This window comes from Dyella sp. 2RAB6, assembly GCF_052115385.1.
GTDB lineage: Bacteria > Pseudomonadota > Gammaproteobacteria > Xanthomonadales > Rhodanobacteraceae > Dyella_D.
In genome coordinates, this window is record NZ_JBFRGP010000001.1 from 841,256 (window position 1) to 863,660 (window position 22,405).

Sequence of the window (22,405 nt, forward strand, 5' to 3'; positions counted from 1 at the left end):
TCCCGTCGGGAGAGGGGTTGGGGTGAGGGTGCGGGCGGAGCGCAAGAATGATGTGCACTGCTCCGGCCGAACCCTCATCCGGCTGCCGCCACCTTCCTCGCTCCTCAGAGCCGCGCACATCCCTGTGCGCTCCCCGCGTGCTCCCGGAGGGAGAAGGGTCACACGTCGGAGGTTTTGGTTTAACGAGGAAATAATGGAAATGGCATGTGCATATGTCGACACATCCTTTCCGGCATAAGCAGGAGCAGGGCTATCTTCGATGAATAGACGTATAGACGTCCAAAGAAGGTCAAGCCTTGAACGCCGTCGTTTCCCAGGAATCCCTCGCTTCGCCGCTGGCCGCCGACAAAGCGGCGCAACTCCACCGGCTGCTGGAGGGCCTGGCTCCCCATGAGCTGTACTGGGTGGCCGCCCGCAGCGCGGCGCTGGCGGCGCGCGGACCGCAGCCGGCCCAGGTGCAGGCGGCCGCGGCGGCGACGGAGCGGGTCACCGTGCTCTACGGCAGCCAGACCGGCAACGCCAAGCGGGTGGCCGAGCAGCTGTTGAAGAAGCTGGAAGCGGCCGGCCTGCCGGCGCGGCTGGTGCGCGCCGACGCCTACGTGCAGCGCGAACTGGCGCAGGAGCGCCAGCTGTTCCTGGTGATCAGCACCCAGGGCGAGGGCGAGCCACCGGACGATGCGCGCGGCCTGATCGACTTTATCGCCGGCCGCCGCGCGCCGCGGCTGCCGGCGCTGCGCTATGCGGTGCTGGGCCTGGGCGATTCCAGCTATCCGCAGTTCTGCGCGATCGGGCGCCAGCTCGACGCGCGGCTGGCCGAGCTGGGCGCCACCCGGCTGGACGCGCTGGCCGAGGCCGACGTAGACCTGGACGAAGTGGCCGCGCCATGGACTGCCGCCGCGCTGGAACGCGCCCGCGAAGTGCTGAAGGCGCCGGCCGCCGCCGTGCGCGCGCCGCTGCTGCAGGCGGTGCCCAGCCACGCCGCGCACGATCGGGACAAGCCCTTCGCCGCGACCGTGCTGGCCAACCAGCGCATCGTCTCCCGCGACAGCGCGCGCGAAGTGCTGCACGTGGAGCTGTCGCTGGAAGGCTCCGGCCTCAGCTACCGCCCCGGCGACGCGCTCGGCGTATGGCCGCGCAATCCGCCCGCGCTGGTGCAGCAGTGGCTGCAACGGCTGCGCCTGGACGGTGCGGCGGAAGTCACCCACAACGGCCGCACGCTGCCGCTCGCGCGCTGGCTGACCGAGGAACGCGAGCTGACCCGCCTGGCGCGCGGCTTCGCGCTGGCCCATGCGCGGGTCAGCGGCGATGCGGGGCTGACGCGGGCGCTGGAAGACCCGGTGGCCCTGTCCGCGCTGCTCGACACCCACCAGCCGATCGACCTGCTGCGCCGCTACCCGGCCGATTGGGACGCCAGCGCACTGGTCGCCGCGCTGCGCCCGCTGACGCCGCGGCTGTATTCGATCGCCTCGAGCTCGGCCGTGGTCGGCGACGAAGTGCACCTCACCGTGTCCACCGTCGACTACGAGGCGTTCGGCGAACGTCACTGGGGTGCCGCGTCCGCCTTCCTCGCCGCCAGTGCCGAAGACGCGCGCGTACCGGTCTTCATCGAAGCGAATGAACGCTTCCACCTGCCGGCCGACGACGCACGCGACGTGATCATGATCGGCCCCGGCACCGGCGTCGCCCCGTTCCGCGGCTTCGTGCAGGAGCGCCACGAAAGCGGCGCGCGCGGACGCAACTGGCTGTTCTTCGGCAACCGCCATTTCAGCGAAGACTTCCTCTACCAGGTCGAATGGCAGGAAGCGCTCAAGCAAGGCGCGCTGCATCGGCTGGAGCTGGCCTTCTCGCGCGACGGCGCCGACAAGGTCTACGTGCAGCAGCGCCTGCGCGAACACGGCAAGGAGCTGTATGCATGGCTGGCCGGCGGCGCGCATCTGTATGTCTGCGGCGACGCCACGCATATGGCCAAGGACGTGCACGCGGCCCTGGTCGACATCGCCGCCGAACACGGCGGCCTCTCCCGCGAAGACGCCGGCGCCTGGCTGGCCGACCTCCTGCAACAAGGGCGTTACGCCCGCGACGTGTACTGACATGAGCGCACCAGTTTCCGATTTCGAACGTATCAAGGCCGCCAGCCGCCACCTGCGCGGCAGCATCGCCGAGGGCCTGGCCGACCCCGTCACCGGCGCGATCAGCGACGACGACGGCAAGCTGCTCAAGTTCCACGGCAGCTACCAGCAGGACGACCGCGACCTGCGCGAGGAACGCCGCCGCCAGAAACTGGAGCCCGCCTACAGCTTCATGCTGCGCGCGCGCCTGCCGGGCGGCGTGGTGACGCCGGCGCAATGGCTGGAGTTCGACCGCCTGGCGCGCGAGCACGCCAACGGCACGCTGCGCATCACCACGCGGCAGACCTTCCAGTGGCACGGCATCATCAAGCGCAAGCTCAAGCCCACCATTGCCGCCATCCACGCCAGCCTGGCCAGCACCATCGCCGCCTGCGGCGACGTGGTGCGCAACGTGGTCAGCACCGCCAACCCGGTGGAGACGCAGGCGCACGGCGAGGCCTACGCGTGGGCGGCCAAGCTGTCGGACGAGCTGGCGCCGCGCACGCGGGCGTATCACGAGATCTGGCTGGACGGTGAAGCGCTGGTTGGCGAACCGCCCGCACTCGAAGAAGAGCGGGAGCCGCTGTACGGCGCCACCTATCTGCCGCGCAAATTCAAGATCGGGCTGGCCATTCCGCCGTTGAACGACGTGGACGTGTTCTCGCAGGACCTCGGGCTGATTGCGATTGCCGAAGGCGGCGTGCTGCAAGGTTTCAATATCGCGGTCGGCGGCGGCATGGGCGCGACGCATGGCGATGCATCGACCTATCCGCGCCTGGCGAGCGTGCTCGGCTTTGTCACGCCGCAGCAGTTGTATGCCGCGGCCGAAGCGGTGGTGACGGTGCAGCGCGACTGGGGCAATCGCGTCGAGCGCAAGCATGCGCGCCTGAAGTACACACTGGATCATCGCGGCGTCGATGCCTTCAAGGCCGAACTGGAACGCCGCCTCGGCTTTGCGCTCGAACCCGCGCGGCCCTTTCGTTTCGAACACAACGGCGACCGCTACGGCTGGATCGAAGGCCACGACGGGCGCTGGCATCTCACCTTGCATATCGAATCCGGCCGCCTCGCCGATCGCGGCGAGCGCCGCTGGCTGAGCGGGCTGCGCGAACTGGCCCGGGTGCACCAGGGCGATTTCCGCCTGACCTGCAACCAGAACGTGATCGTGGCGAACGTGCCGGCAGCGGAGCGCGCGCGCATCGACGCCATCGTCGCGGCCTGCGGCCTGGACGACTACCAGCGCGCCGGCCCGATCCGCCGCCACGCGGTGTCCTGCGTCGCATTGCCCACCTGCGGCCTGGCCATGGCCGAGGCGGAACGCTACCTGCCCGAACTGTTGGACAAGGTGGAAGCGCTGCTGGCCCGGCACGGCATCGCCGACGCACCGATCGTGCTGCGCATCTCCGGCTGCCCGAACGGCTGCTCGCGGCCGTACCTGGGCGAGATCGCCCTGGTCGGCCGCGGCCCGGGCCGCTACGACCTGCGCCTGGGCGCGGATTTCAGCGGGCAGCGGCTCAACCGCACCTATCTGGAGAACGTCGACGAAGCGGCCATCCTCGCCGCGCTCGATCCGCTGTTCGCGCGCTATGCGCAGGAACGTGAACCGGACGAAGGCTTCGGCGATTTCCTGCTGCGCGCTGCTGTGGTCGCCAACCCGCCGGACCGGCGCATTCCCCTGGAGGTGACGGCATGAACGGCGCAACGCTGGAAGCCGCGCGGCACGATGCGGAGGCACTGGCCGAACTCGATACCTGGCTGGGCACGCTCGATGCCGAACAGCGTGTTGCCTGGGCCCTGGAGCACGCTCCCGGCGCGCATGCGCTGTCGTCCAGCTTCGGCGCGCAGGCGGCGGTGTCGCTGCACCTGCTGACGCAGCGCCAGGCGGACCTGCCGGTGATCCTGGTCGATACCGGCTATCTGTTTGCCGAGACCTATCGCTTCGTCGACGAACTGCGCGAACGCCTTGCGCTGAACCTGCATGTCTACCGCTCGCCGCTGGGCACCGCGTGGATGGAATCGCGCTTCGGTCGCTTGTGGGAGCAGGGCGTGGAAGGGCTGGGGCGCTACAACGAACTGCGCAAGGTCGAACCGATGCGGCGCGCGCTCGACGAGCTGGGCATCGGCAGCTGGTTTGCCGGCCTGCGCCGCGGCCAGTCGCGCAGCCGCGAACGCATTCCCTTCCTGCGCCTGAGCCAGGGCCGCTGGAAATTCCATCCGATCGCCGACTGGAGCGACCGCGACGTCGGCCGCTATCTGCAGCGCCACGACCTGCCGTACCACCCGCTGTGGGAGCAGGGCTACGTGTCGATCGGCGACACCCACACGACCCGGCCGTGGGAGCCGGGCATGGACCCCGAAGAGACCCGTTTCTTCGGCCTGAAGCGCGAGTGCGGACTGCACGACCTCGCCTGACCCTTCCACCGCCCCGACACCTAAGAAAACCATCATGAGCCAGAGCGCACTCGCTTCACTCCCCGTCGAAACCGAACTGGAACCGTTGATCGCGCCGCACGGCGGCACGCTCAAGGATCTCTACCTGCCCTATGCCGAAGCACAGGCGCTCAAGCAGCGCAGTGCGGGTCTACCGGCCTTGGATCTGAACACGCGGCAGCTGTGCGACCTGGAGCTGCTGCTCAACGGCGCGTTCTCGCCGCTCGAAGGCTTTCTCACCGAGCGCGACTACCGCCGCGTGGTCGACGAGCTGCGCCTGGACGACGGCACGCTGTGGCCGATCCCGATCACGCTGGATGTGAGCGAAGACTTTGCCTCGTCGCTGGCGCCCGGGGCGGAGATCGTGCTGCGCGATGCGCAGAGCGTGCCGCTGGCGGTGCTGGAGCTGCAGGACATTTATCGTCCGGACCGCGCGCACGAAGCGCAGCAGGTGTTCGGCACGCAGGATCATCTGCATCCCGGCGTGGCCGAACTGCTTGAGCGCACCAGGCCAGTCTATTTGGGTGGCCGCCTGCGCGGCATCCAGCAGCCGGTGCATTACGACTTCACCGAACTGCGCGACAGCCCGCGCACCTTGCGCGCCTGGTTCGAGGCCAACGGCTGGCGCCGCGTGGTGGCATTCCAGACGCGCAACCCGATGCATCGCGCGCATCGCGAGCTGACCCTGCGCGCGGCACAGAAAGTAGGCGCCAAGCTGCTGATCCAGCCCTCGGTGGGCCGCACCAAGCCCGGCGACGTGGACCACTACACCCGCGTGCGCTGCTATCGCGCCCTGCTGCCGCAGTACCCCGGCGACAGCGCCAAGCTCTCGCTGCTGCCGCTGGCGATGCGCATGGGCGGACCGCGCGAGGCGATCTGGCACGCAATCATCCGCAAGAACTACGGCGCCACGCATTTCATCGTGGGGCGCGACCATGCCGGTCCGGGCAAGGATTCCAGCGGCCAGCCGTTCTACGGGCCGTTCGATGCGCAGCATCTGCTGGAGCGTTACCAGGGCGAGCTGGGCATCCAGGTGGTGGCGTTCCCGGCGATGGTCTACGCGGCCAATCGCGATGCCTACGTGCCAGCCACCGAAGTGGAGGCGGACGATGAGGTGCGCGATATCTCCGGCACCCAGCTACGCCGGCATCTGCACGAAGGCACCGATATCCCCGCCTGGTTCACCTTCCCCGAGGTGGTGACCATCCTGCGCGAACGCCATCCGGCGCGTGCGCCGCGCGGTTTCGCGCTGTTCTTCACCGGCTTGTCCGGCGCGGGCAAGTCGACCATTGCGCAGGCGGTGGTGTCGCAGCTGCTGGAGCACACCAGCCGCGCGGTGACCGTGCTGGATGGCGACGAGGTGCGCAAGCATCTGTCGCGCGGACTGGGCTTCTCGCGCGAAGACCGCGATGCCAACGTGACGCGGATTGCCTACGTGGCGAGCGAGATCGTGCGCCATGGCGGCGTGGCGGTGTGCGCGCCGATTGCGCCGTATGCGGTGGCGCGCGCCGAGGCGCGCGGCCTGGTGGAGGCGCACGGCGACTTTATTGAGATCCATGTGTCGACGCCGCTGGAAGTGTGCGAAGCGCGGGATCGCAAGGGGCTGTATGCGCAGGCGCGTGCCGGCAAGATCGCGCAGTTCACCGGGATCAGCGATCCGTACGAGGCGCCGGAGCAGCCGGAGGTGCGGGTGGATGGCAGCGGCGCGGAGCCGTCGGTGCTGGCGGGGCATATTCTGGGGTTGTTGCGGGACCGCGGCCTGTTGGCGAACTGAGCCAAGCTGCGATGTAGGTTGGGGTGAGCGTAAGCGAACCCCAACATCGCGCCAGATCCAGCGCCACGTTGGGGTTCGCCTGCGGCTCACCCCAACCTACGCCGACTCATGCGTCAGTCCGCCGCGCGCTCGCGCCAATGCGGCACCGCCGGCCAATGCGTGGCACTGCCGCTGGCCAGCGCCCGGCTCACCGCCCGCCGCTCCAGCTGCGGCGCGAACAGCCCGATAAACTCCAGCGCAAACTCGCGCAACACGCTTTCCTTGCGCAACACGATCCAGGTCGTGCATGACGAGAACAGATGATCCGCCGGCAACGCACGCAGATCGTCATCGCCCGGCTGCAACGCCATCTCGGCCAGGATGCCGATCCCTAAACCTGCCCGCACATAGGTCTTGATCAGATCCGCATCGCTCGCCGTCATGGCGATCTGCGGATGCAGATTGGCCGCATGAAACGCACGCGCCAGCGACGAGCCGGGCTTGAGCGACGAGTCGTAACTCACCAGCGGATACGCCGCCAGCTCGTCCAGCGTCGGCGGCCGCTCCAGCTTCGCCAGCGCATGCCCATGCGGCACCATCGCCACCCGGTTCCAGCGGTAGGCGGGCAGGGCGATGCCGCTGCCGGCGGGGGCGGCGCCGGAGCTGCTGACGATGGCCAGGTCGACATGGCCGCCTTCGAGCAGGCCGATCACGTCCGCATCGGTGGACGGCAGCAGGTGCACGCTGACCTGCGGGTATTGCCGGGTCAGCGTGGCGACTGCACTGGGCAGGGCGAAGCGGGCCTGGGTGTGGGTGGTGGCGACGCGCAGGGTGCCGCGCGATTCGTTGCGCAGGTTGGCGGCGATGGAACGGATATTGGTGGCCTCGGCCAGGATCGTGCGCGCGCGTTCCAGCACGTGGCTGCCGGCGTGGGTGATCGAGTCGAGGCTGCGGCCCTTGCGGTGGAAGAGCTGGAAGCCGAGTTCGTCCTCAAGCTGCTTGAGCAGCTTGCTGAGTCCCGGCTGGGTGGCGTGCACGCGCTCGGCGGCCAGCGTGATGTTGAGGCCGGCGTCGGCGATGGCGACGAGATAGCGCAGTTGGGTCAGGGTCATGCGAGGGCATCCTGGAGCGGGCAGGTCGGGTGGACTGGCTTGCGGGCGCTGCAGGGGGACATCGCGTGATGGCGGGGCGACACGGGCACGCGACGACCGGGTGGCCGGAGGGCAGGGCGTCGGTGGCGTGGTTCGCAGTGGACATTTAGACGTCTATACATCCGTTTAATGATGGCGTCAATGCGCGGGCGGGTTCTTATGCCCGAAGCGGGAGCTGGCACATAACCTCGCAGCATGAGCGGCCACGGACAAATCATTTGCGCGGTCCACCGGCCCCGCCTAGCGTCGTTGCTTCCTTTTTCATGGTGCCAGGCCGATGAAGCTCTACCCGCTGTTCGCCGATCTCGCCGGCCGCCGCGTGCTGGTGGTGGGCGGGGGCGCGGTGGCCGAGCGCAAGGCGGCGGCGCTGCTCGAAGCCGGTGCCGCGGTGACCGTGGGCGCGCTGGCGGTCACCGCCCATCTGCAAGACTGGGCCACGTCAGGCCGTATCGAACTGCGCCTGGGCGGCTTCGAACAGGCCTGGCTCGACGAATGCTGGCTGGTGATCGCCGCCACCGGCGAGCCCTTGCTCAATCGCCGCATCGCCACGCAGGCCGCGCAGCGGCGGCTGTTCGTCAATGTGGTGGACGATGCGGAACTATGCAGCTTCCATGTGCCGGCGGTGATCGACCGCGATCCGGTGACCATCGCGATCTCCAGCGGCGGCACCGCGCCGGTGCTGGCGCGGCTGTTGCGCGAAGGCCTGGAAAGCCTGCTGGACCCGGCGCTGGGCCCGCTCGCCGCCCTGGCTGCACGCCTGCGCGAGAAAATCCGTGCGCGCCTGCCCGATCTTGGCGCACGCCGCCGCTTCTACGAGCAACTGCTTTCCGGCCCGGTGCTGCAGTTGCTGCGCCGGGCGCAGCCCGAACAAGCGGAGGCGGAAGCGGAGCGTGCGCTGGCGGGTGCCGTCACGCAGAGCGTCGGCAGCGTGGTGCTGGTCGGCGCCGGCCCCGGCGATCCGGGCCTGCTGACCCTGCGCGGCCTGCGCGCACTGCAGGAAGCGGACGTGATCCTGTACGACCGCCTGGTCGCCGCCGAGGTCTTGGCGCTGGCGCGCCGCGATGCCGAGCGCATCGAGGTGGGCAAGGAAGCGGGTCATCACCATGTCACCCAGGAACGCATCCACGCGCTGCTGCTGGAACACGCGCAGGCCGGCCGCCGCGTGGTGAGGTTGAAGGGCGGCGATCCGTTCGTGTTCGGCCGCGGCGGCGAGGAACTGGAACACCTGCGCGCACACGGCGTGCCCTACGAAGTGGTGCCCGGCATCACCGCCGCACTGGCCTGTGCCGCCTATGCCGGCGTGCCGCTCACCCATCGCGAGCACGCCCAGTCGGTGCGCCTGCTCACCGCGCATTGCCGCGGCTCGCACGACACGCTGGACTGGCCCGCGCTGGCGCGCGAGCGGCAGACGCTGGCCGTCTACATGGGTGTCAGCGAACTGGGTACGGTGCAAGAGCAACTGCTCGCCCACGGCCGCGCGCCGGGCACGCCGTTCGCCCTGGTGGAGAACGGCTCGCGCCCGCGGCAGCGCGTGATCACCGGCACGCTGGCGCGCCTGCACGAGCTGGCGCAGGCGCATGCGGTGCGCTCGCCGGCGCTGCTGATCCTGGGCGAAGTGGCGGCGCTGGCATCGACCCTGGCCTGGTATGGCGCGCCGCCGATCGGGGACTGTTCCGAAATTGATGCACCATCCGGCGCCGAACCGGCCCTGGCCCGCCGCGCCTGACGCAAAATTTCACCGGCGTGGGCGCACTATTCGCCGACCCGCTCAAACCTGCCCATCCCGTCCTGCCATCCCGCCTGGAGCTTTTCATGATCTACGACAGCATCCTCGACACCATCGGCAACACCCCGATCGTGAAACTGCACCGGCTGGCGCCGAAACACGTCGAGCTTTACGTGAAGGTGGAAGCGTTCAATCCGGCCGGCTCGGTGAAGGACCGTCTCGCCCTGGCCATCATCCTGGACGCCGAGGCGCGCGGCACCATCAAGCCCGGCCAGACCGTGATCGAAGCCACCTCCGGCAATACCGGCGTGGCGCTGGCGGCGGTGTGCGCGGCGCGCGGCTATCCGTTCGTGGCGGTGATGACCGAGACCTTCTCGATCGAGCGGCGCAAGTTGATCCGCGCGTACGGCGGCAAGGTGCTGCTGACGCCCGCGGCCGAGCGCGGCAGCGGCATGGTGCGCAAGGCGAAGGAGCTGGCGGACAAGCACGGCTGGTTCCTGGCGAGCCAGTTCGAGAATCCCGCCAATCCGGCGTATCACCGCAGCACCACGGCGGCGGAAATCCTGCGCGACTTCGCCGGCCGCCGCTTGAATTACTTCGTCACCGGCTGGGGCACCGGCGGCACGCTGACCGGCGTGGGCGAGGTGCTGAAGGTGGCGCGCCCGGAGGTGAAGGTGATCGCCAGCGAACCGGCCGGCGCTTCGCTGCTCGGCGGCAAGGACTGGCAGCCGCACAAGATCCAGGGCTGGACGCCGGACTTCGTGCCGGCGGTGCTCAACCGCGACGTGGCGCAGCAGATCGTGCCGGTGGACGACGTGCTGGCCCGCGATACCTCGCGCGCCTTGGCGCAGCAGGAGGGCATCTTCGTCGGCATTTCCTCCGGCGCGACGCTGGCCGCGGCGCTGCAGGTGGCGAAGGATGCACCGGAAGGCTCGGTGCTGCTGGCGATGCTGCCGGATACCGGCGAGCGGTATTTGTCGACGTTCTTGTTCGAGGGCGTCAACGAGGGTTCGGACGAAGTTGAATAAGCCAGCGCGACGTAGGTTGGGGTGAGCCGAAGGCGAACCCCAACAAACCCCGCACGATGGCGCTACCTGGAGCGGGTTGCCCACTCCGCGATCAACTTCGCCCCCACCCCCACCAACGCCTCGATCGCCGGCAGCAACTCCCGCCCCAACGGCGTCAAGGCATACTCCGCGGACGGCGGCGACGTATCCAGCATCTTGCGCATCACCAAGCCGCGCGATTCCAGCTCCCGCAAGCGCGCACTCAGCACCCGTGCCGAGATCTTCGGGATGTCATGGCGCAACTCGCCGAACCGCCGCGGCTCCCCGCTCAACAGCCACACCACATTCGGCGCCCATGCCCCGCGCAACAGCCCCAGCACTTCGCTGAGCGGACACGCCGGCGGCGGCATCACTTTGTTCTTGCGGACAGGCAAACCCATGGCGCGGTCCAGGTAACTGGCGAGATACCGCATTTTAGGGGCTACCCCCGGCCAGGTGGTATCCAACAGTAACCATGGCTGGCTAGGATGCGCGCCTCACCCACCCAAGGAGGATCGCCATGAAGCTCTATTACGCCGCCGGTGCCTGTTCGCTGTCGCCGCATATCGTCGCGCTGGAAGCCGGCATTCCGGTCGAGCTGGAAAGGGTCGACACCAAGGCCAAGCGCACGGCCAGCGACCAGGATTATTGGCTGATCAACCCCAAGGGCTATGTGCCGGCGCTGGTGCTGGACAATGGCGAACTGCTCACCGAAGGCCCGGCCATCGTGCAGTACCTGGCCGACCAGAAGCCGGAAAGCGGGTTGGCCCCGGCCAATGGCACCACGGCGCGCTACCGCCTGCAGGAAATGCTCGGCTACATCAATTCCGAGCTGCACAAGAGCTACTCGCCGCTGTTCAAGCCGGAAACGCCGGACGTGGTGCGCGAGGAGCGCAAGGAATACCTGCGCAAGCGCTATCGCCTGATCGAACAGCGCCTGGCCGGGCACCCGTGGCTGGTCGGCGAGCAGTTCAGCGCTGCCGATGCCTATTTGTTCACCGTCACCAACTGGGCCAAGCACCTGGGCGTGGACCTGGCGGATTTCCCGGCCCTGCAGGATTTCCAGCAGCGCGTCGCGGCGCGTCCGCATGTGCAGGAAGCGCTGGAGTTCGAACGGCAGGCCAAGAAGGTCGCCTGAAAACCAATAAGTAATGCAGCAGCGCTCCCGGCTATCGGGAGCGTTGCTTCAGGCCCTCTTCTCCAACGCCTGGGATAGTGCGCTCGAGGGTTTGAGGTCAGCCGTGCGCACCGGCGCCAGGGTGGCGGTCGCTGCGCGGGGCAGGGACCATCGGGCGAAGCGATCAGCCAGTCGGATCGCCGGCCGATCGACCAGGTTCCTGAAACCCACCGACACGCCAAGCGATGCCACCACCGTGAGCAGCGAGGCGAGCAGCGCGGCCAGCGGATAACCCAGCGGCGCCCGGAGCAGGCCGAACGAGGCCAGCCCGACGCTGGACAACACGAAGCTGTGAATCAGGTACAGCGAGAAAGAAACGCTGCCGAGCCACGCCGGCGTTCTGCTGGAAAGCAGCGCGGACAGCGTTTTCGAATGCAGTACCAGCCAGACCAGCAGCAACGCGCCCAGCGACGGAAACACGAACATGGGATCGGCGCGGACATGCTGCCCGGCCAGCCACGTCGCCAGGTCCTGCAGCGGCCGGTAGAACGTGCTGCCGCTATGGAAGCCGCCAAGCACCAGCGCGATCGCCAGCAGCAAGTACCTGAGCGCCGCGGACGAGGGTGGTTTCGGCCACGCGTGCAGATACGCGCCGCCAAGAAACAGCGCGCCTAGCAGATACGGCGTGTCGCCTTTCCAGACCAGCGCGGCCGCGCACAGCAAGGCGTACGTACCGGCGCAACGCGAGCTGCCGAAAAGCGCCATGAACGCGAACAGGCCGATCGAACCGATGAACTCGATATTGATCGTCCACAGAATGTAGTTGTAGCCGTTATGGCCCAGCAGCAGCGAGCCGAACAGGGCGTCCTTCAAGGCCAGAAAAATGCGGGCGTTGATGTGATACCAGGCGCCAAGGAAATTGTGCGCATTCGGCACGACGTCCGAAATCAGGCCGAGCTTCATCACCGCATAGCCGAGCAGCACCGAAGCGAGCACCGGGATGCCCAGCCGCGGAGCGCGCTTGATCGCTGACTCGTCCAGCCGCGCCGCGCCCGGCTGTGCGACATAGCGGCGGGTCAGCACATAGCCGCTCATGACGAAAAAAATCGCGACCGAATAGGTGCCGTTGTAGAGCACCCGCAGCGGACTGTTCTGGATCCACGACTCCCAGCCGCCGAGCAGGTCGGCGGGCAGGCCCGATTGCAGGTACGGAAAGAATGCCCAGGCGCAATGCGAGAACACCACCACCAGTGCGGCCATGCCGCGCAGCCCTTCCAGAGCCTGATTCTTGTTTTGTGGATTCATGTACCACTGAAGCCGTGAGCGGCAGGCCGCTCATGCGGCGGAAAGGTGGAGGCGTCGTCGATAACGGCGAAGGTCAGATTTCGCGCGCCAGTGGCTCCGCCAGGCCGATATAGCCACCCGGGGTGAGTTCGAGCAGGCGTTGCCTGGCATCGGCCGGCAGCTCCAGCCCGGCGATGAACTGGCGCATCGATTCCTTGGTGATGCCCTGGCCGCGGGTCAGCGCCTTGAGCTGCTCGTACGGCTCCGGCAGGCCATGGCGGCGCATCACCGTCTGCACGGCTTCGGCCAGCACTTCCCAGCTTGCGTCCAGGTCGGCGCCGATGCGCTCGGCGTTGACGTTGAGCTTGCCCAGGCCCTTCTGCAGCGATTCCAGCGCGACCAGGGTGTGGCCGAAGGCGGTGCCCAGGGCGCGCAGCACGGTGGAGTCGGTGAGGTCGCGCTGCCAGCGGCTGATCGGCAGCTTTTCGGCGAAGTGGCCGAGCAAAGCATTCGCCAGGCCGAAATTGCCTTCGGCGTTTTCGAAGTCGATCGGGTTGACCTTGTGCGGCATGGTGGACGAACCCACCTCGCCGGCCTTCAGCGCCTGCTTGAAATAGCCCAGCGAGATATAGCCCCACACGTCGCGCGCCAGGTCGATCAGGATGGTGTTGGCGCGGCGCACGGCGTCGCAGTATTCGGCCACGCCGTCGTGCGGCTCGATCTGGGTGGTGTAGGGGTTGTAGTCCAGGCCCAGGCCCTGCACGAAGCGCTGCGAGAAGGCGCGCCAGTCCAGTTCCGGATAGGCGATGGCGTGCGCGTTGTAATTGCCCACCGCGCCGTTGATCTTGCCGGGGATCGCCACCGCGGCCAGCTGCTTGCGCTGGCGCTCCAGGCGCGCGACCACGTTGGCCAGTTCCTTGCCGAGCGTGCTGGGCGTGGCGGTCTGGCCGTGGGTGCGCGACAGCATCGGCAGCGCGGCATGGGCGTGGGCCAGTTCGCGCAGCGTGGCGAGCACGCGGTCGAAGGCCGGCAGCAGCACCTGCTGCCGGGCGTCGCGCAGCATCAGGGCGTAAGAGAGATTGTTGATGTCCTCGCTGGTGCAGGCGAAGTGCACGAACTCCTTGGCCTGGGCCAGGGCGGCATCGTTGCCGATGCGCTCCTTGATGAAGTACTCGATCGCCTTCACGTCGTGGTTGGTGGTCGCTTCGATGGCCTTGACCCGCTCGCCGTCTTCCACGCTGAACCTGGCGGCGATGTCCTTGAGCAGGGCGACCTGCGCGGGCGAGAAGGCCGGCAGTTCGACGATGCCGGGATCGGCGGCCAGCGCCAGCAGCCATTCGATCTCCACGTGGACGCGCCGGTGCATCAGGCCGTACTCGCTGAAGATCGGGCGCAGGGCTTGCGCCTTGCTGGCGTAGCGGCCGTCCAGCGGGGACAGGGCGGTCAGGGCATGGGCAGACATCGAGGCGATCCGGCAGAGGGAAAACGGCATTTTACAACGGGCGGGGCCAGCTCCGCCCCCGTGCCGCTTGGCACCGCCCTAACGGGGGGCGGCCTATAGTGGTCCGATCCATTCAGCGTCAAGGAACCGAAGGCATGAGCCAGTACCGCATCGAACACGACAGCATGGGGGAGCTGAAGGTCCCCGCCGATGCGCTGTACGGCGCGCAGACCCAGCGCGCCGTGGACAATTTCCCGATTTCCGGCCTGCACCTGCCGCGCCCCTTTATCCGCGCGCTGGGCCTGATCAAGGCCGCCGCGGCCGAGGCCAATCTGGGCCTGGGCCACCTGCGCAAGGCCCAGGCGGCGGCGATCCGCAAGGCCGCGCTGGCGGTGGCGGACGGGCAGTACGACGACCAGTTCCCGATCGACGTGTTCCAGACCGGCTCGGGCACCAGCACCAATATGAATGCCAACGAGGTGATCGCCCACCTCGCCGGCAAGGGCGGCGCCAAGGTGCACCCGAACGACCACGTCAATTACGGGCAGAGCTCCAACGACGTGATCCCCACCGCGATCCACGTCAGCGCCACGCTCACCGCCAGCGAGCAGTTGCTGCCGGCGCTCAAGCACCTGAAGAAGACCATCGAGCGCCGCGCGCGCGAACTGCGCAACGTGCCCAAGACCGGCCGCACCCATCTGATGGACGCCATGCCGGTCACCTTCGGCCAGGAGCTGTCCGGCTGGGCCGCGCAGATCGCCAGCGCGATCGAGCGCATCGAGGACAGCCTCAAGCGCATGCGCCGCCTGCCGCAGGGCGGCACAGCGGTGGGCACCGGCATCAATGCCGACCCGAAGTTCGGCCCCGCGGTGGCGCGCGAGCTGAAGAAGCTCAGCGGCGTGCGCTTCGAGGCGGCGGAGAATTATTTCGAGGGCATGGCCGGGCAGGACGCAGCAGTGGAGCTCTCCGGCCAGCTCAAGGCGCTGGCGGTAGCGTTGATGAAGATCGCCAACGACCTGCGCTGGATGAATTCCGGTCCGCTGGCGGGCCTGGGCGAGATCGAGCTGCCGGCGTTGCAGCCGGGCTCGTCGATCATGCCGGGCAAGGTCAACCCGGTGATTCCCGAAGCCACCGCGATGGTGGCGGCGCAGGTGATCGGCAACGACGCGGCGATCACCATCGGCGGCCAGTCCGGCAATTTCCAGCTCAACGTGATGCTGCCGTTGATCGCGCACAACCTGCTGCAGTCGATCGGCCTGCTGGCCAATGTCAGCGTGCTGCTGGCGGACAAGGCCATCGCCGGCTTCAAGGTGAATGCGCCGCGGGTGAAGGAAGCGCTGGACAAGAATCCCATCCTGGTCACCGCGCTCAATCCGGTGATCGGTTATGAGAAGGGCGCGGCGACGGCCAAGCAGGCGTACAAGCAGAAGCGGCCGATCATGGAGGTGGCACTGGAAACCACCGGGCTGTCGAAGGACGAGCTGAAGAAACTGCTCGATCCGATGGCGCTTACGAAGGGTGGTATCCATGGTGGTGGGGGTGGTGGCTGAGTGCAGCCACCATTGCATACACCGACACATACGTCCGGCGTAGGTTGGGGTGAGCCGGCAGGCGAACCCCAACGATGCGATGCGTTTGAAGGTGGTCATGTTGGGGTTCGCCTGCGGCTCACCCCAACCTACGCCGTTACGTGCGTTACGCGATGGCGTCAGCTCTTCCTTTCAGTCTTCTCGTCATCCCTGCAACTGGTCACCGACTTCTCGTCCATCAGCCCCGCATAGGGCTTGAACGCCGGCAGGCCGATGGCGAGTTCGTCCTGGGCGGCCTTGATGCCAGCGAGGTCGTCGCAGATCTTCATTACCTGGTCGGTGATCTTCTGGGTCTGCGCCTCGACGCGCTTGTCCACTGCCTTGTCGTCGCCGCTGGCGGTTTCGGCCACGCCCTTGATCGCTTCGACCGCCATGCCCGCACCGGCCTTGCCGGTCTCGATGCCGTGCTGGCGGATCGCGCTGGCGTTGCTGTAGTAGCGGCGCAGCAGTTCGCGCTGGTGGTCGTCGACGGCGATGTCCTTGCCGTCGATGTTCAAGGCGCCGGTCTTGTCGATGGTGGCCTCGGGGCCGCCATGGACGCTGAGCACGATGTGGCTGCCGCGCGTGGTGATGCGGCCCTGGCCGGTGGTGGTGCTGCTGTCGCCGTCGCAGCCGGCGGTGAGGGCGCACAGTGCGAGCAGTGGAATCAGGTGTCGCTTAAGCATGTGGATTTCCTTGCTCCTCGAGCATGGGTGAGGTGGTCATGCAGCGTGATGTACCGGCGCGCAGGGCGGATGCGGCTGCTTGCGTGCATCCGGCGAGCGCCACTGCGGATGGTCGTAAGGGATGTCGCTTTCCCAGAACCACGGGTAGCAGGTGGGCCCCAGCGTGGCGTCGAGCAGATACAGGTACAGGCCTTCCGCGTTCGAGCTGTTGCTCATGATCAGCACGCAGTCGCGCGACTGCTGCAGGCATAGCGCCAGGTTGTTGGTGCCGTCGTCGTGGCCGGTCTTGAACCAGGCCGGGCCTTGCGACGACTGGAACACGGTGACGCCCAGCGCGGTAGACAGGCCGATGCCGTCGTTGTCGTGGGTGGTGGCCGGGTCCAGCGTGGGGAACTGCGTGACGGACACGATGCGCTGCACCGGCTTCAGCCATTCGGCGCGCGCCTGCTTGCCCAGTCCATCGCCGCGCACCATGCCGGCCAGCAGCTGCGCGTAGTCGCGCGGGGTGGTGTCCATGGAGCCGGCGGCGCGCACGCTGCCGCGCTGCTTGTGGCCGAGCGGCTTGCCGTTCTCGTCGTAGCCGATGGCGAGGTTGTCGGCGAAGTCGGCGCGCCAGGTCATCGAGCTGCGGCGCATGGCGAAGCGGTCGAACAACTGCTGCTGCATCAGCGCACCGACGTCGATCTTCTGGCCGTTTTCGAGCACGAACTGCATCAGGTTGATGCCTTCGCCCGAGTAGGCGAAGCGGCTGCCCGGCTCGGTATAGATCTTCAGCTTGCCGCTCGGGTCGTAGCCGCTGCCGTCCGGCGGGAAGGTGCGGAAGTTGGCGAAGCCGGCGCGATGGGTGAGCAGCATGCGCGGCGTGATCGCGCGCCAGCGCGGGTCGTCGGCCAGGTCGGCGTATTTGTCGTAGTCGGGCAGGGGCTTGGGCAGCAGCTTGGCGAGCGGGGCGTCGAGATCCAGCTTGCCCTGGTCGAGCAGGCTGAGCGTGGCGTAGGTGAAGGCGGCCTTGGTGATCGAGGCGGCGTACATCACGGTGTCGACGGTGAGCGGCAGCTTCTGCTCGACGTCGCGCTGGCCGTAGGCCTTCAGATGCACGACCTTGCCGTTCTCGATCACCGCCAGTGCCAGGCCCGGCACGTGCGCGGCCTGCATCAGGCGGGCGACTTCCTTGTCCAGCGCGGCGCCGCGGAGGCGGGTGGGGCTGATGTTGTCGGCGTGGGCGGTGGCAGCTAGCAGGCAGGCGGCCAGCAGCGCTGAAGCAAACGACGACTTCCTTGGCCAACCCATGCAATCCCCCTTACTGACTCAGTCCTCAAGAGCAAATCCTTCTCCCTTCGGGAGAAGGTGGCGGCAGCCGGATGAGGGTACGGGCGGAGTCGTGCACATCACTTCCGCGCTCCGCCCGTACCCTCACCCCAACCCCTCTCCCGGTGCACAAATTCGTAAACGGGGAGAGGGGCTTACGCTCAATCCTTGTCGTCATCCTTGCCGCAGTCCTCGACATCCTTCTGCGTCATGGTGGCGTAGGGGCGGAACTCCGGCAGTGCCGCGGCCAGCTTCTGCTGCGAGCTGAGCAGGTCGGGCATGCGCAGGCACAGCTTCATGGCGGCGGCCTTGATCTGCGCGGTCTGCGGCTTGATGCGCTCCTCGATCTCCTTGTCGCTCTTGCCGGTGAGCGCACCGAAGATCGCTTCCTTGGCCGCGCTGGTGCCCAGGCTGGCGCCGCTGGCGCCGATATCCATGCCGGCTTCCGCGATGCTGATGATGCGCTGGCGGTAATCCGCCACCAGGGTGTGCTGCTCGGGCGTGGTGGTCACCGTCTTGCCGGCGATCACGAAGTCGCCCTGCGGCGTGATCACCGCCTTGGGCAGGCCGCTGGTGTCCGCGTGCTCATGGTTGTTGCCGATGTGCACGCTGCTGACGCTGATGTCCTTGGTGGCCAGCTCGCGCTTGGCCTGGTCGATACCCTTTTGCACTTCGCCAGCGATGAACGAGGGCGAGGTTGCCTGCTGTACTTCCTTCGCCGCGTCGGTCACGGCCTTGCCCGCTCCGGTGTCGGCTTGATCGGGTTGGCCGCAGGCGGCCAGCGAGAGGCTGAGGGTAGCGGCCAGCAGGCCTGCGCCGATCCAACCTGCTTTGATCGGGCTTGCCTTGATCGAACGATGTTTCATGGAATGCCTCCTGCAGTGAGTGCGGTGCAAGCGGCGGCTTCGCAGCCGCCGCCCTGAGCAATATCGATCAGCTGTCGTCGCGGACCCGGCGGAACCAGATGGCCGCGGCGATCATGGCGACAGCTGCCGCGACACCGATCCACAGGTTGGGCGAGGCCAGCACCGCGTAGGTCTGCGTCGGCGAGATCATGGCCAGCGGGTTGTGCGCCTCGCCCAGGTTCTCGGACACGCTGCGGAAGGCGTGGCGATCCATGGCGAAGTGCGAACCGGGGAACACGCTCAGCAGCGACCGCGCCACCACGTTGGACCAGAACCACACCGCCGTCTGATTGAACACACCCATGATGCCGAACCAGGTCACCATCAGGCCGGCCACCACCGGTGCCGCCACCGCCCACAGGAAGGGCTTGCTGCGTGCCCAGGCCGAGCAGAGCATCAGCCAACCCACCGCCGGTGCCGCCCACAAGGCATAGACCGGGATCGAGCTGATCAGCGAGGCCACCGCACGCAGCGGGTGGGCCAGGGTCAGCAGTTCCCACATGTTGATGCCATGGAAGGACAGCACCAGCGAGAAGATCACCAGCTGCAGCAGCCCCACCGCGATACCGACCAGCACGGCGATCACCGGAGCGAGCACCACTGCGCTGACCACCTTCGACAGCACCGTGCTGGTGTTGGACAGCGGCAGCGACTTCCAGAACAGCACGCTGCGGTCGCGGCGGTCGTCGTACAGCGAACCCAGGCAGTAGAAGAACACCACGAAGCCCAGCACGATGGTGATCAGACCCATCGAAGACAGCATGGTCATGTCCAGCGCCGCGCCCACCTGGGCCAGGTCGCCGTCGCTGGCCTTCTCGATCAGCTCGCGGAAATTGTTGCCGCCGATCTGGATGCCGTGGCGGGCGCTCATCACCTCGGCGGCGATGATGGCCATCACGTTCAGCACCAGGAAGACCACCCCGGTGACCACCGGCGCCCACAGGAAGCCACCGCGGTTCTCCCAGAATTCGCGCTTTACCTGCCAGTAGAAGGTGTTCATGCGTAGGTCCCTTTCATCGTGGCGACGAACAGGTCGCTGACCGACGGGCGGCGTACCTCGCCCATGGCTTCCAGCGTGGCGCGGTCCGCGCCGTCGAACAGGAAGATGCTCTTGCCGAAGATCTGGCGTTCGTCCATCGGCTTCATGCTGCGTGCCGCGTCGGCCTTGTCGGCGCCGACCAGCACCTCGGCGAAGCGTTCGCCGACCGCGTCCATGTCGGCATCCAGCACGATCTTGCCGTCGCGGATGAACATCAGGTCGGTGAGGATGTGCTCGATCTCTTCCACCTGGTGGGTGGTGACGATGATCGTCTTGTTCTCGTCGAAGTAATCCTCCAGCAGGCTCTGGTAGAACTGCTTGCGATAGAGGATGTCCAGGCCCAGCGTGGGCTCGTCCAGCACCAGCAGGCGGGCGTCGATCGCCATCACCAGGGCCAGGTGCAGCTGCACGATCATGCCCTTGGACATCTGCTTGACGCGCTGGTTGGGGGTGAGCTTGGTGCGCGCCAGGAAGGCCTCGCACTTGGCCCGGTTGAAGCGCGGGTGCACGTTGGCGACGAACTCGACCGCCTCCTGCACGCGGATCCAGCGCGGCAGCACCGCCACGTCGGCGATAAAGCACACCTGTTCCATCAGGCGGTTGCGCTGGGTGCGCGGGTCGAAGCCCAGGACGTCGAGTTTCCCTTCGAAATCGGTCAGCCCGAGGATCGCCTTCAGGGCGGTGGTCTTGCCCGCGCCGTTGGGGCCGATCAGGCCGACGATACGGCCGGACTCGATGCGGAAGTCCACGCCGTCCAGGGCCGTGGTGTTCTTGTAGTGCTTGCGCAGACCGCTGGCGGAGACGATGGCGTTCATGACTGCTTGGCCTCCGCCGCGCTGAGCAGCGTCTTGAGATCCAGGCCCAGTCGCTGCAGTTTCTCGAACAGCGACGGCCACTCTTCGCGCAGGAACCGCTCGCGCTCGGACTTCAGCAGTGCCTCGCGGGCTCCATCGATCACGAACATTCCTAGTCCCCTCCTTTTTTCCACTAGTTGATCGTCGACCAGTTCCTGGTACGCCTTCGAGACGGTGAGCGGATTGATCTGAAAATCCGCGGCAACCTGGCGCACTGACGGCAGCGGGTCGCCCTCGTTCAAGGCGCCGTCCAGGATCATCGCCACGACGCGTTCGCGCAGCTGGCGGTAGATCGGGACGCTGTCGTTCCAGGTAATGGTCATGGATTAATCCTTCGTGACGCGGCCAAACGTGGTGCCAAACGAATAGTAGGGCATGGCCAGCTGGGCCCCGAGCAAGGCAACCCCGCTCTCGGCGGCGTGGGCCGCGACCGGCGCCATGCCGACCGTGGCGGTCGCCAGGCCGGCATCGGCCAGCAGGGCGGCGGCGCGCATGTCGGCGGCGGTCGGGCGGACCTCGACCGGAGCCAGGTTGATCACCTTGACCCCGTTGATTTCGCTGACGGGCACGACCTTGATGTTGTTGTTGACGGCGGCCAGGCCTGCAGTAGTCAGCAGGACAGCGGCGGTCAGTGCGAGCAGGTTCGGTGCTTTCATGACAGGTCTCCTTTAGTGACCTCGTGGACCGGTGTTGTAGTGAACTATAACACCACATTTGGACCCGTCAATAGGCGATCGCTGAAATCGCAACATGACTGATGGCCTATAGGGGCGGGCCGGGGTGGCTGGACCGCTGCGGAGTGCGCGCCGCGAACGGTCCTGCCTTCGATGCTTATGGTCTCGCCGGGGTTTAGTCGGCGGCAGCGGCGGGCATCAGCCATCGCGCATGACAGACATCAGGCCCGTCACAAGGCGGAGGCGGTGCCTTCTGCTTCAATAAGCGGACACCAGCACAGGAGTTTGCGCATGGATCTGGGCCTTACCGGGCGCGTCGTCGTCGTTACCGGCGCAAGCAAGGGCATCGGGCTGGCATGTGCCGCAGCGTTCCTGCGCGAAGGAGCGACGGTGATCGGCGTATCACGCTCGGTGGAGCATCTGCAGGCCGCGCGGCGGCAACTGCAGGAACAAGGCCTGGTGTTGCAGGTGGAACCGGCGGACCTCACCGACAGCGTCGCCGCCCAGGTGGTGATGGAGCGGATCGAGGACGACCACGGCCCGATCAACGTGCTGATCAATTGCGCCGGCGCGGCGCGGCGCACGCCACCCGCTGAACTGGACGCATCGGCCGTGCACGCCTCGATGCAGGCCAAATACTTCACCTATATGCATGCGATCGACCCGGTGATCCGGCGCATGGCAGCGCGTGGGCGCGGGGCGATCGTCAACGTGGTGGGGCAGGGTGGCCGGCAGGCCAACCCGATGCATATCGGCGGCGGCGCGGCGAATGCAGCCTTGATGTTGGCGTCGGTGGGTTATGCCACGGCGTATGCGGGCAAGGGCGTGCGGGTGAATGCGATCAATCCCGGCATGACGCGGACGGGGCGCGTGCAGGAAGGCCTGGAAGCATCGTCGCGTGCAAGCGGCAAGCCGACCGATGAATTGCTTGCCGCGCAGGTGGCGGAGATTCCGCTGGGGCGGATGGCGGAGCCGGAGGAAATCGCCAACGTGGCACTGTTCCTCGCATCGCCGCTGGCCAGTTATGTCACCGGTGCCATCATCCCGATGGATGGTGGGAAGGTCAGCACGATCTGACGCGCATAATCCTGGCTGTTGGGCAAGAGGGCATGCCAGATGGGTTTCCTAAAAGCCCCGCTCGCCACTCGCCTCGCTCCCTGCATGGATCAACGCGTTCGCATTTTTCTTAAGAGTGAATGGCCACATTGAACATTCTTTTAGCCGCCGCCCTGGTGGGGCGCGGAGACATCCCTTGGAGCTTGGGCGACTACGTTTTCTTAGTCATTGGTTTGAGCATCCTTCTAGTAGCGATGAT

General features: G+C 67.2%; 20 protein-coding genes. 9 read left to right on the forward strand and 11 right to left on the reverse strand.

The window, feature by feature from the left end; genetic code table 11:
* Positions 1-296 precede the first annotated feature (296 nt).
* From AB4083_RS03900 to AB4083_RS03915, 4 genes are read left to right on the forward strand one after another with little or no spacing between them, the layout of a single operon-like run.
* Positions 297-2,090: an assimilatory sulfite reductase (NADPH) flavoprotein subunit gene (locus AB4083_RS03900; RefSeq protein WP_441606423.1), complete on the forward strand. Its 1,794-nt coding sequence runs from the start codon at positions 297-299 to the stop codon at positions 2,088-2,090.
* A gap of 1 nt (position 2,091) precedes the next feature.
* A complete protein-coding gene (gene cysI, locus AB4083_RS03905) occupies positions 2,092-3,801 on the forward strand; it encodes an assimilatory sulfite reductase (NADPH) hemoprotein subunit (RefSeq protein WP_441606424.1) in 1,710 nt (569 codons plus the stop codon).
* Positions 3,798-4,520: a phosphoadenylyl-sulfate reductase gene (locus tag AB4083_RS03910; RefSeq protein WP_441606425.1), complete on the forward strand. Its 723-nt coding sequence runs from the start codon at positions 3,798-3,800 to the stop codon at positions 4,518-4,520. Before cysI ends, AB4083_RS03910 begins: the two co-directional genes overlap by 4 nt.
* A gap of 34 nt (positions 4,521-4,554) precedes the next feature.
* Positions 4,555-6,312, forward strand: a complete 1,758-nt coding sequence (locus AB4083_RS03915; protein WP_441606426.1) for a bifunctional sulfate adenylyltransferase/adenylylsulfate kinase — start codon at positions 4,555-4,557, stop codon at positions 6,310-6,312.
* 113 nt (positions 6,313-6,425) lie between these two features.
* On the opposite strand, the gene AB4083_RS03920 is transcribed toward AB4083_RS03915, so the two are convergent.
* On the reverse strand, positions 6,426-7,403 hold the full coding sequence (locus AB4083_RS03920; RefSeq protein ID WP_441606427.1) for a LysR substrate-binding domain-containing protein: 978 nt from the start codon (positions 7,401-7,403) through the stop codon (positions 6,426-6,428).
* Between the two features lie 316 nt (positions 7,404-7,719).
* Here AB4083_RS03920 and cysG point away from each other — a divergent pair, with 316 nt between their 5' ends.
* Together cysG and cysK are read left to right on the forward strand one after the other, a co-directional pair.
* Positions 7,720-9,168: a siroheme synthase CysG gene (gene cysG, locus AB4083_RS03925; protein WP_441606428.1), complete on the forward strand. Its 1,449-nt coding sequence runs from the start codon at positions 7,720-7,722 to the stop codon at positions 9,166-9,168.
* A gap of 86 nt (positions 9,169-9,254) precedes the next feature.
* On the forward strand, positions 9,255-10,196 hold the full coding sequence (gene cysK, locus AB4083_RS03930; protein WP_441606429.1) for a cysteine synthase A: 942 nt from the start codon (positions 9,255-9,257) through the stop codon (positions 10,194-10,196).
* Positions 10,197-10,258: 62 nt separating this feature from the next.
* Here cysK and AB4083_RS03935 read toward each other — a convergent pair whose 3' ends face one another.
* Positions 10,259-10,648 carry a winged helix-turn-helix transcriptional regulator gene (locus AB4083_RS03935; protein ID WP_441606430.1) on the reverse strand — a complete coding sequence of 130 codons (390 nt, stop codon included), beginning with the start codon at positions 10,646-10,648 and terminating at the stop codon, positions 10,259-10,261.
* An 86-nt stretch (positions 10,649-10,734) separates the two neighbouring features.
* Between AB4083_RS03935 and gstA the strand changes: the two genes are divergently transcribed.
* Positions 10,735-11,352, forward strand: a complete 618-nt coding sequence (gene gstA, locus AB4083_RS03940; protein WP_441606431.1) for a glutathione transferase GstA — start codon at positions 10,735-10,737, stop codon at positions 11,350-11,352.
* 48 nt (positions 11,353-11,400) lie between these two features.
* Here gstA and AB4083_RS03945 read toward each other — a convergent pair whose 3' ends face one another.
* Both AB4083_RS03945 and purB read right to left on the reverse strand, forming a co-directional pair.
* Positions 11,401-12,636: an acyltransferase family protein gene (locus AB4083_RS03945; RefSeq protein ID WP_441606432.1), complete on the reverse strand. Its 1,236-nt coding sequence runs from the start codon at positions 12,634-12,636 to the stop codon at positions 11,401-11,403.
* A 73-nt stretch (positions 12,637-12,709) separates the two neighbouring features.
* The gene (gene purB / locus AB4083_RS03950) at positions 12,710-14,077 is read right to left on the reverse strand and encodes an adenylosuccinate lyase (protein WP_441606433.1); all 1,368 of its coding nucleotides are present in this window, start codon (positions 14,075-14,077) and stop codon (positions 12,710-12,712) included.
* 134 nt (positions 14,078-14,211) lie between these two features.
* Between purB and AB4083_RS03955 the strand changes: the two genes are divergently transcribed.
* The gene (locus tag AB4083_RS03955; protein ID WP_441606434.1) at positions 14,212-15,606 is read left to right on the forward strand and encodes a class II fumarate hydratase; all 1,395 of its coding nucleotides are present in this window, start codon (positions 14,212-14,214) and stop codon (positions 15,604-15,606) included.
* A 158-nt stretch (positions 15,607-15,764) separates the two neighbouring features.
* Here AB4083_RS03955 and AB4083_RS03960 read toward each other — a convergent pair whose 3' ends face one another.
* The 7 genes from AB4083_RS03960 to AB4083_RS03990 form a co-directional block, all read right to left on the reverse strand.
* A complete protein-coding gene (locus tag AB4083_RS03960; protein ID WP_441606435.1) occupies positions 15,765-16,310 on the reverse strand; it encodes a DUF2884 family protein in 546 nt (181 codons plus the stop codon).
* A 36-nt stretch (positions 16,311-16,346) separates the two neighbouring features.
* Complete coding sequence (locus AB4083_RS03965) at positions 16,347-17,600, reverse strand: serine hydrolase domain-containing protein (protein ID WP_441606436.1); 1,254 nt, start codon at positions 17,598-17,600, stop codon at positions 16,347-16,349.
* A gap of 179 nt (positions 17,601-17,779) precedes the next feature.
* On the reverse strand, positions 17,780-18,484 hold the full coding sequence (locus tag AB4083_RS03970) for a hypothetical protein (RefSeq protein ID WP_441606437.1): 705 nt from the start codon (positions 18,482-18,484) through the stop codon (positions 17,780-17,782).
* A 67-nt stretch (positions 18,485-18,551) separates the two neighbouring features.
* Entirely contained in the window at positions 18,552-19,523 is a 972-nt protein-coding gene (locus AB4083_RS03975; RefSeq protein ID WP_441606438.1) for a hypothetical protein, read from the reverse strand.
* Positions 19,520-20,377 (reverse strand): ABC transporter ATP-binding protein, encoded by an 858-nt coding sequence (locus tag AB4083_RS03980; RefSeq protein ID WP_441606439.1) that lies wholly within the window; start codon positions 20,375-20,377, stop codon positions 19,520-19,522. Before AB4083_RS03980 ends, AB4083_RS03975 begins: the two co-directional genes overlap by 4 nt.
* Positions 20,374-20,739, reverse strand: coding sequence for a GntR family transcriptional regulator (locus AB4083_RS03985; protein ID WP_441606440.1), 366 nt, complete (start codon positions 20,737-20,739; stop codon positions 20,374-20,376). The genes AB4083_RS03980 and AB4083_RS03985 overlap by 4 nt, the downstream gene beginning before the upstream one ends.
* A 3-nt stretch (positions 20,740-20,742) precedes the next feature.
* On the reverse strand, positions 20,743-21,072 hold the full coding sequence (locus AB4083_RS03990) for a hypothetical protein (RefSeq protein ID WP_441606441.1): 330 nt from the start codon (positions 21,070-21,072) through the stop codon (positions 20,743-20,745).
* 309 nt (positions 21,073-21,381) lie between these two features.
* On the opposite strand from AB4083_RS03990, the gene AB4083_RS03995 reads away from it, so the two are divergent.
* On the forward strand, positions 21,382-22,167 hold the full coding sequence (locus AB4083_RS03995) for an SDR family NAD(P)-dependent oxidoreductase (protein WP_441606442.1): 786 nt from the start codon (positions 21,382-21,384) through the stop codon (positions 22,165-22,167).
* The last annotated feature ends 238 nt before the right edge of the window (positions 22,168-22,405 follow it).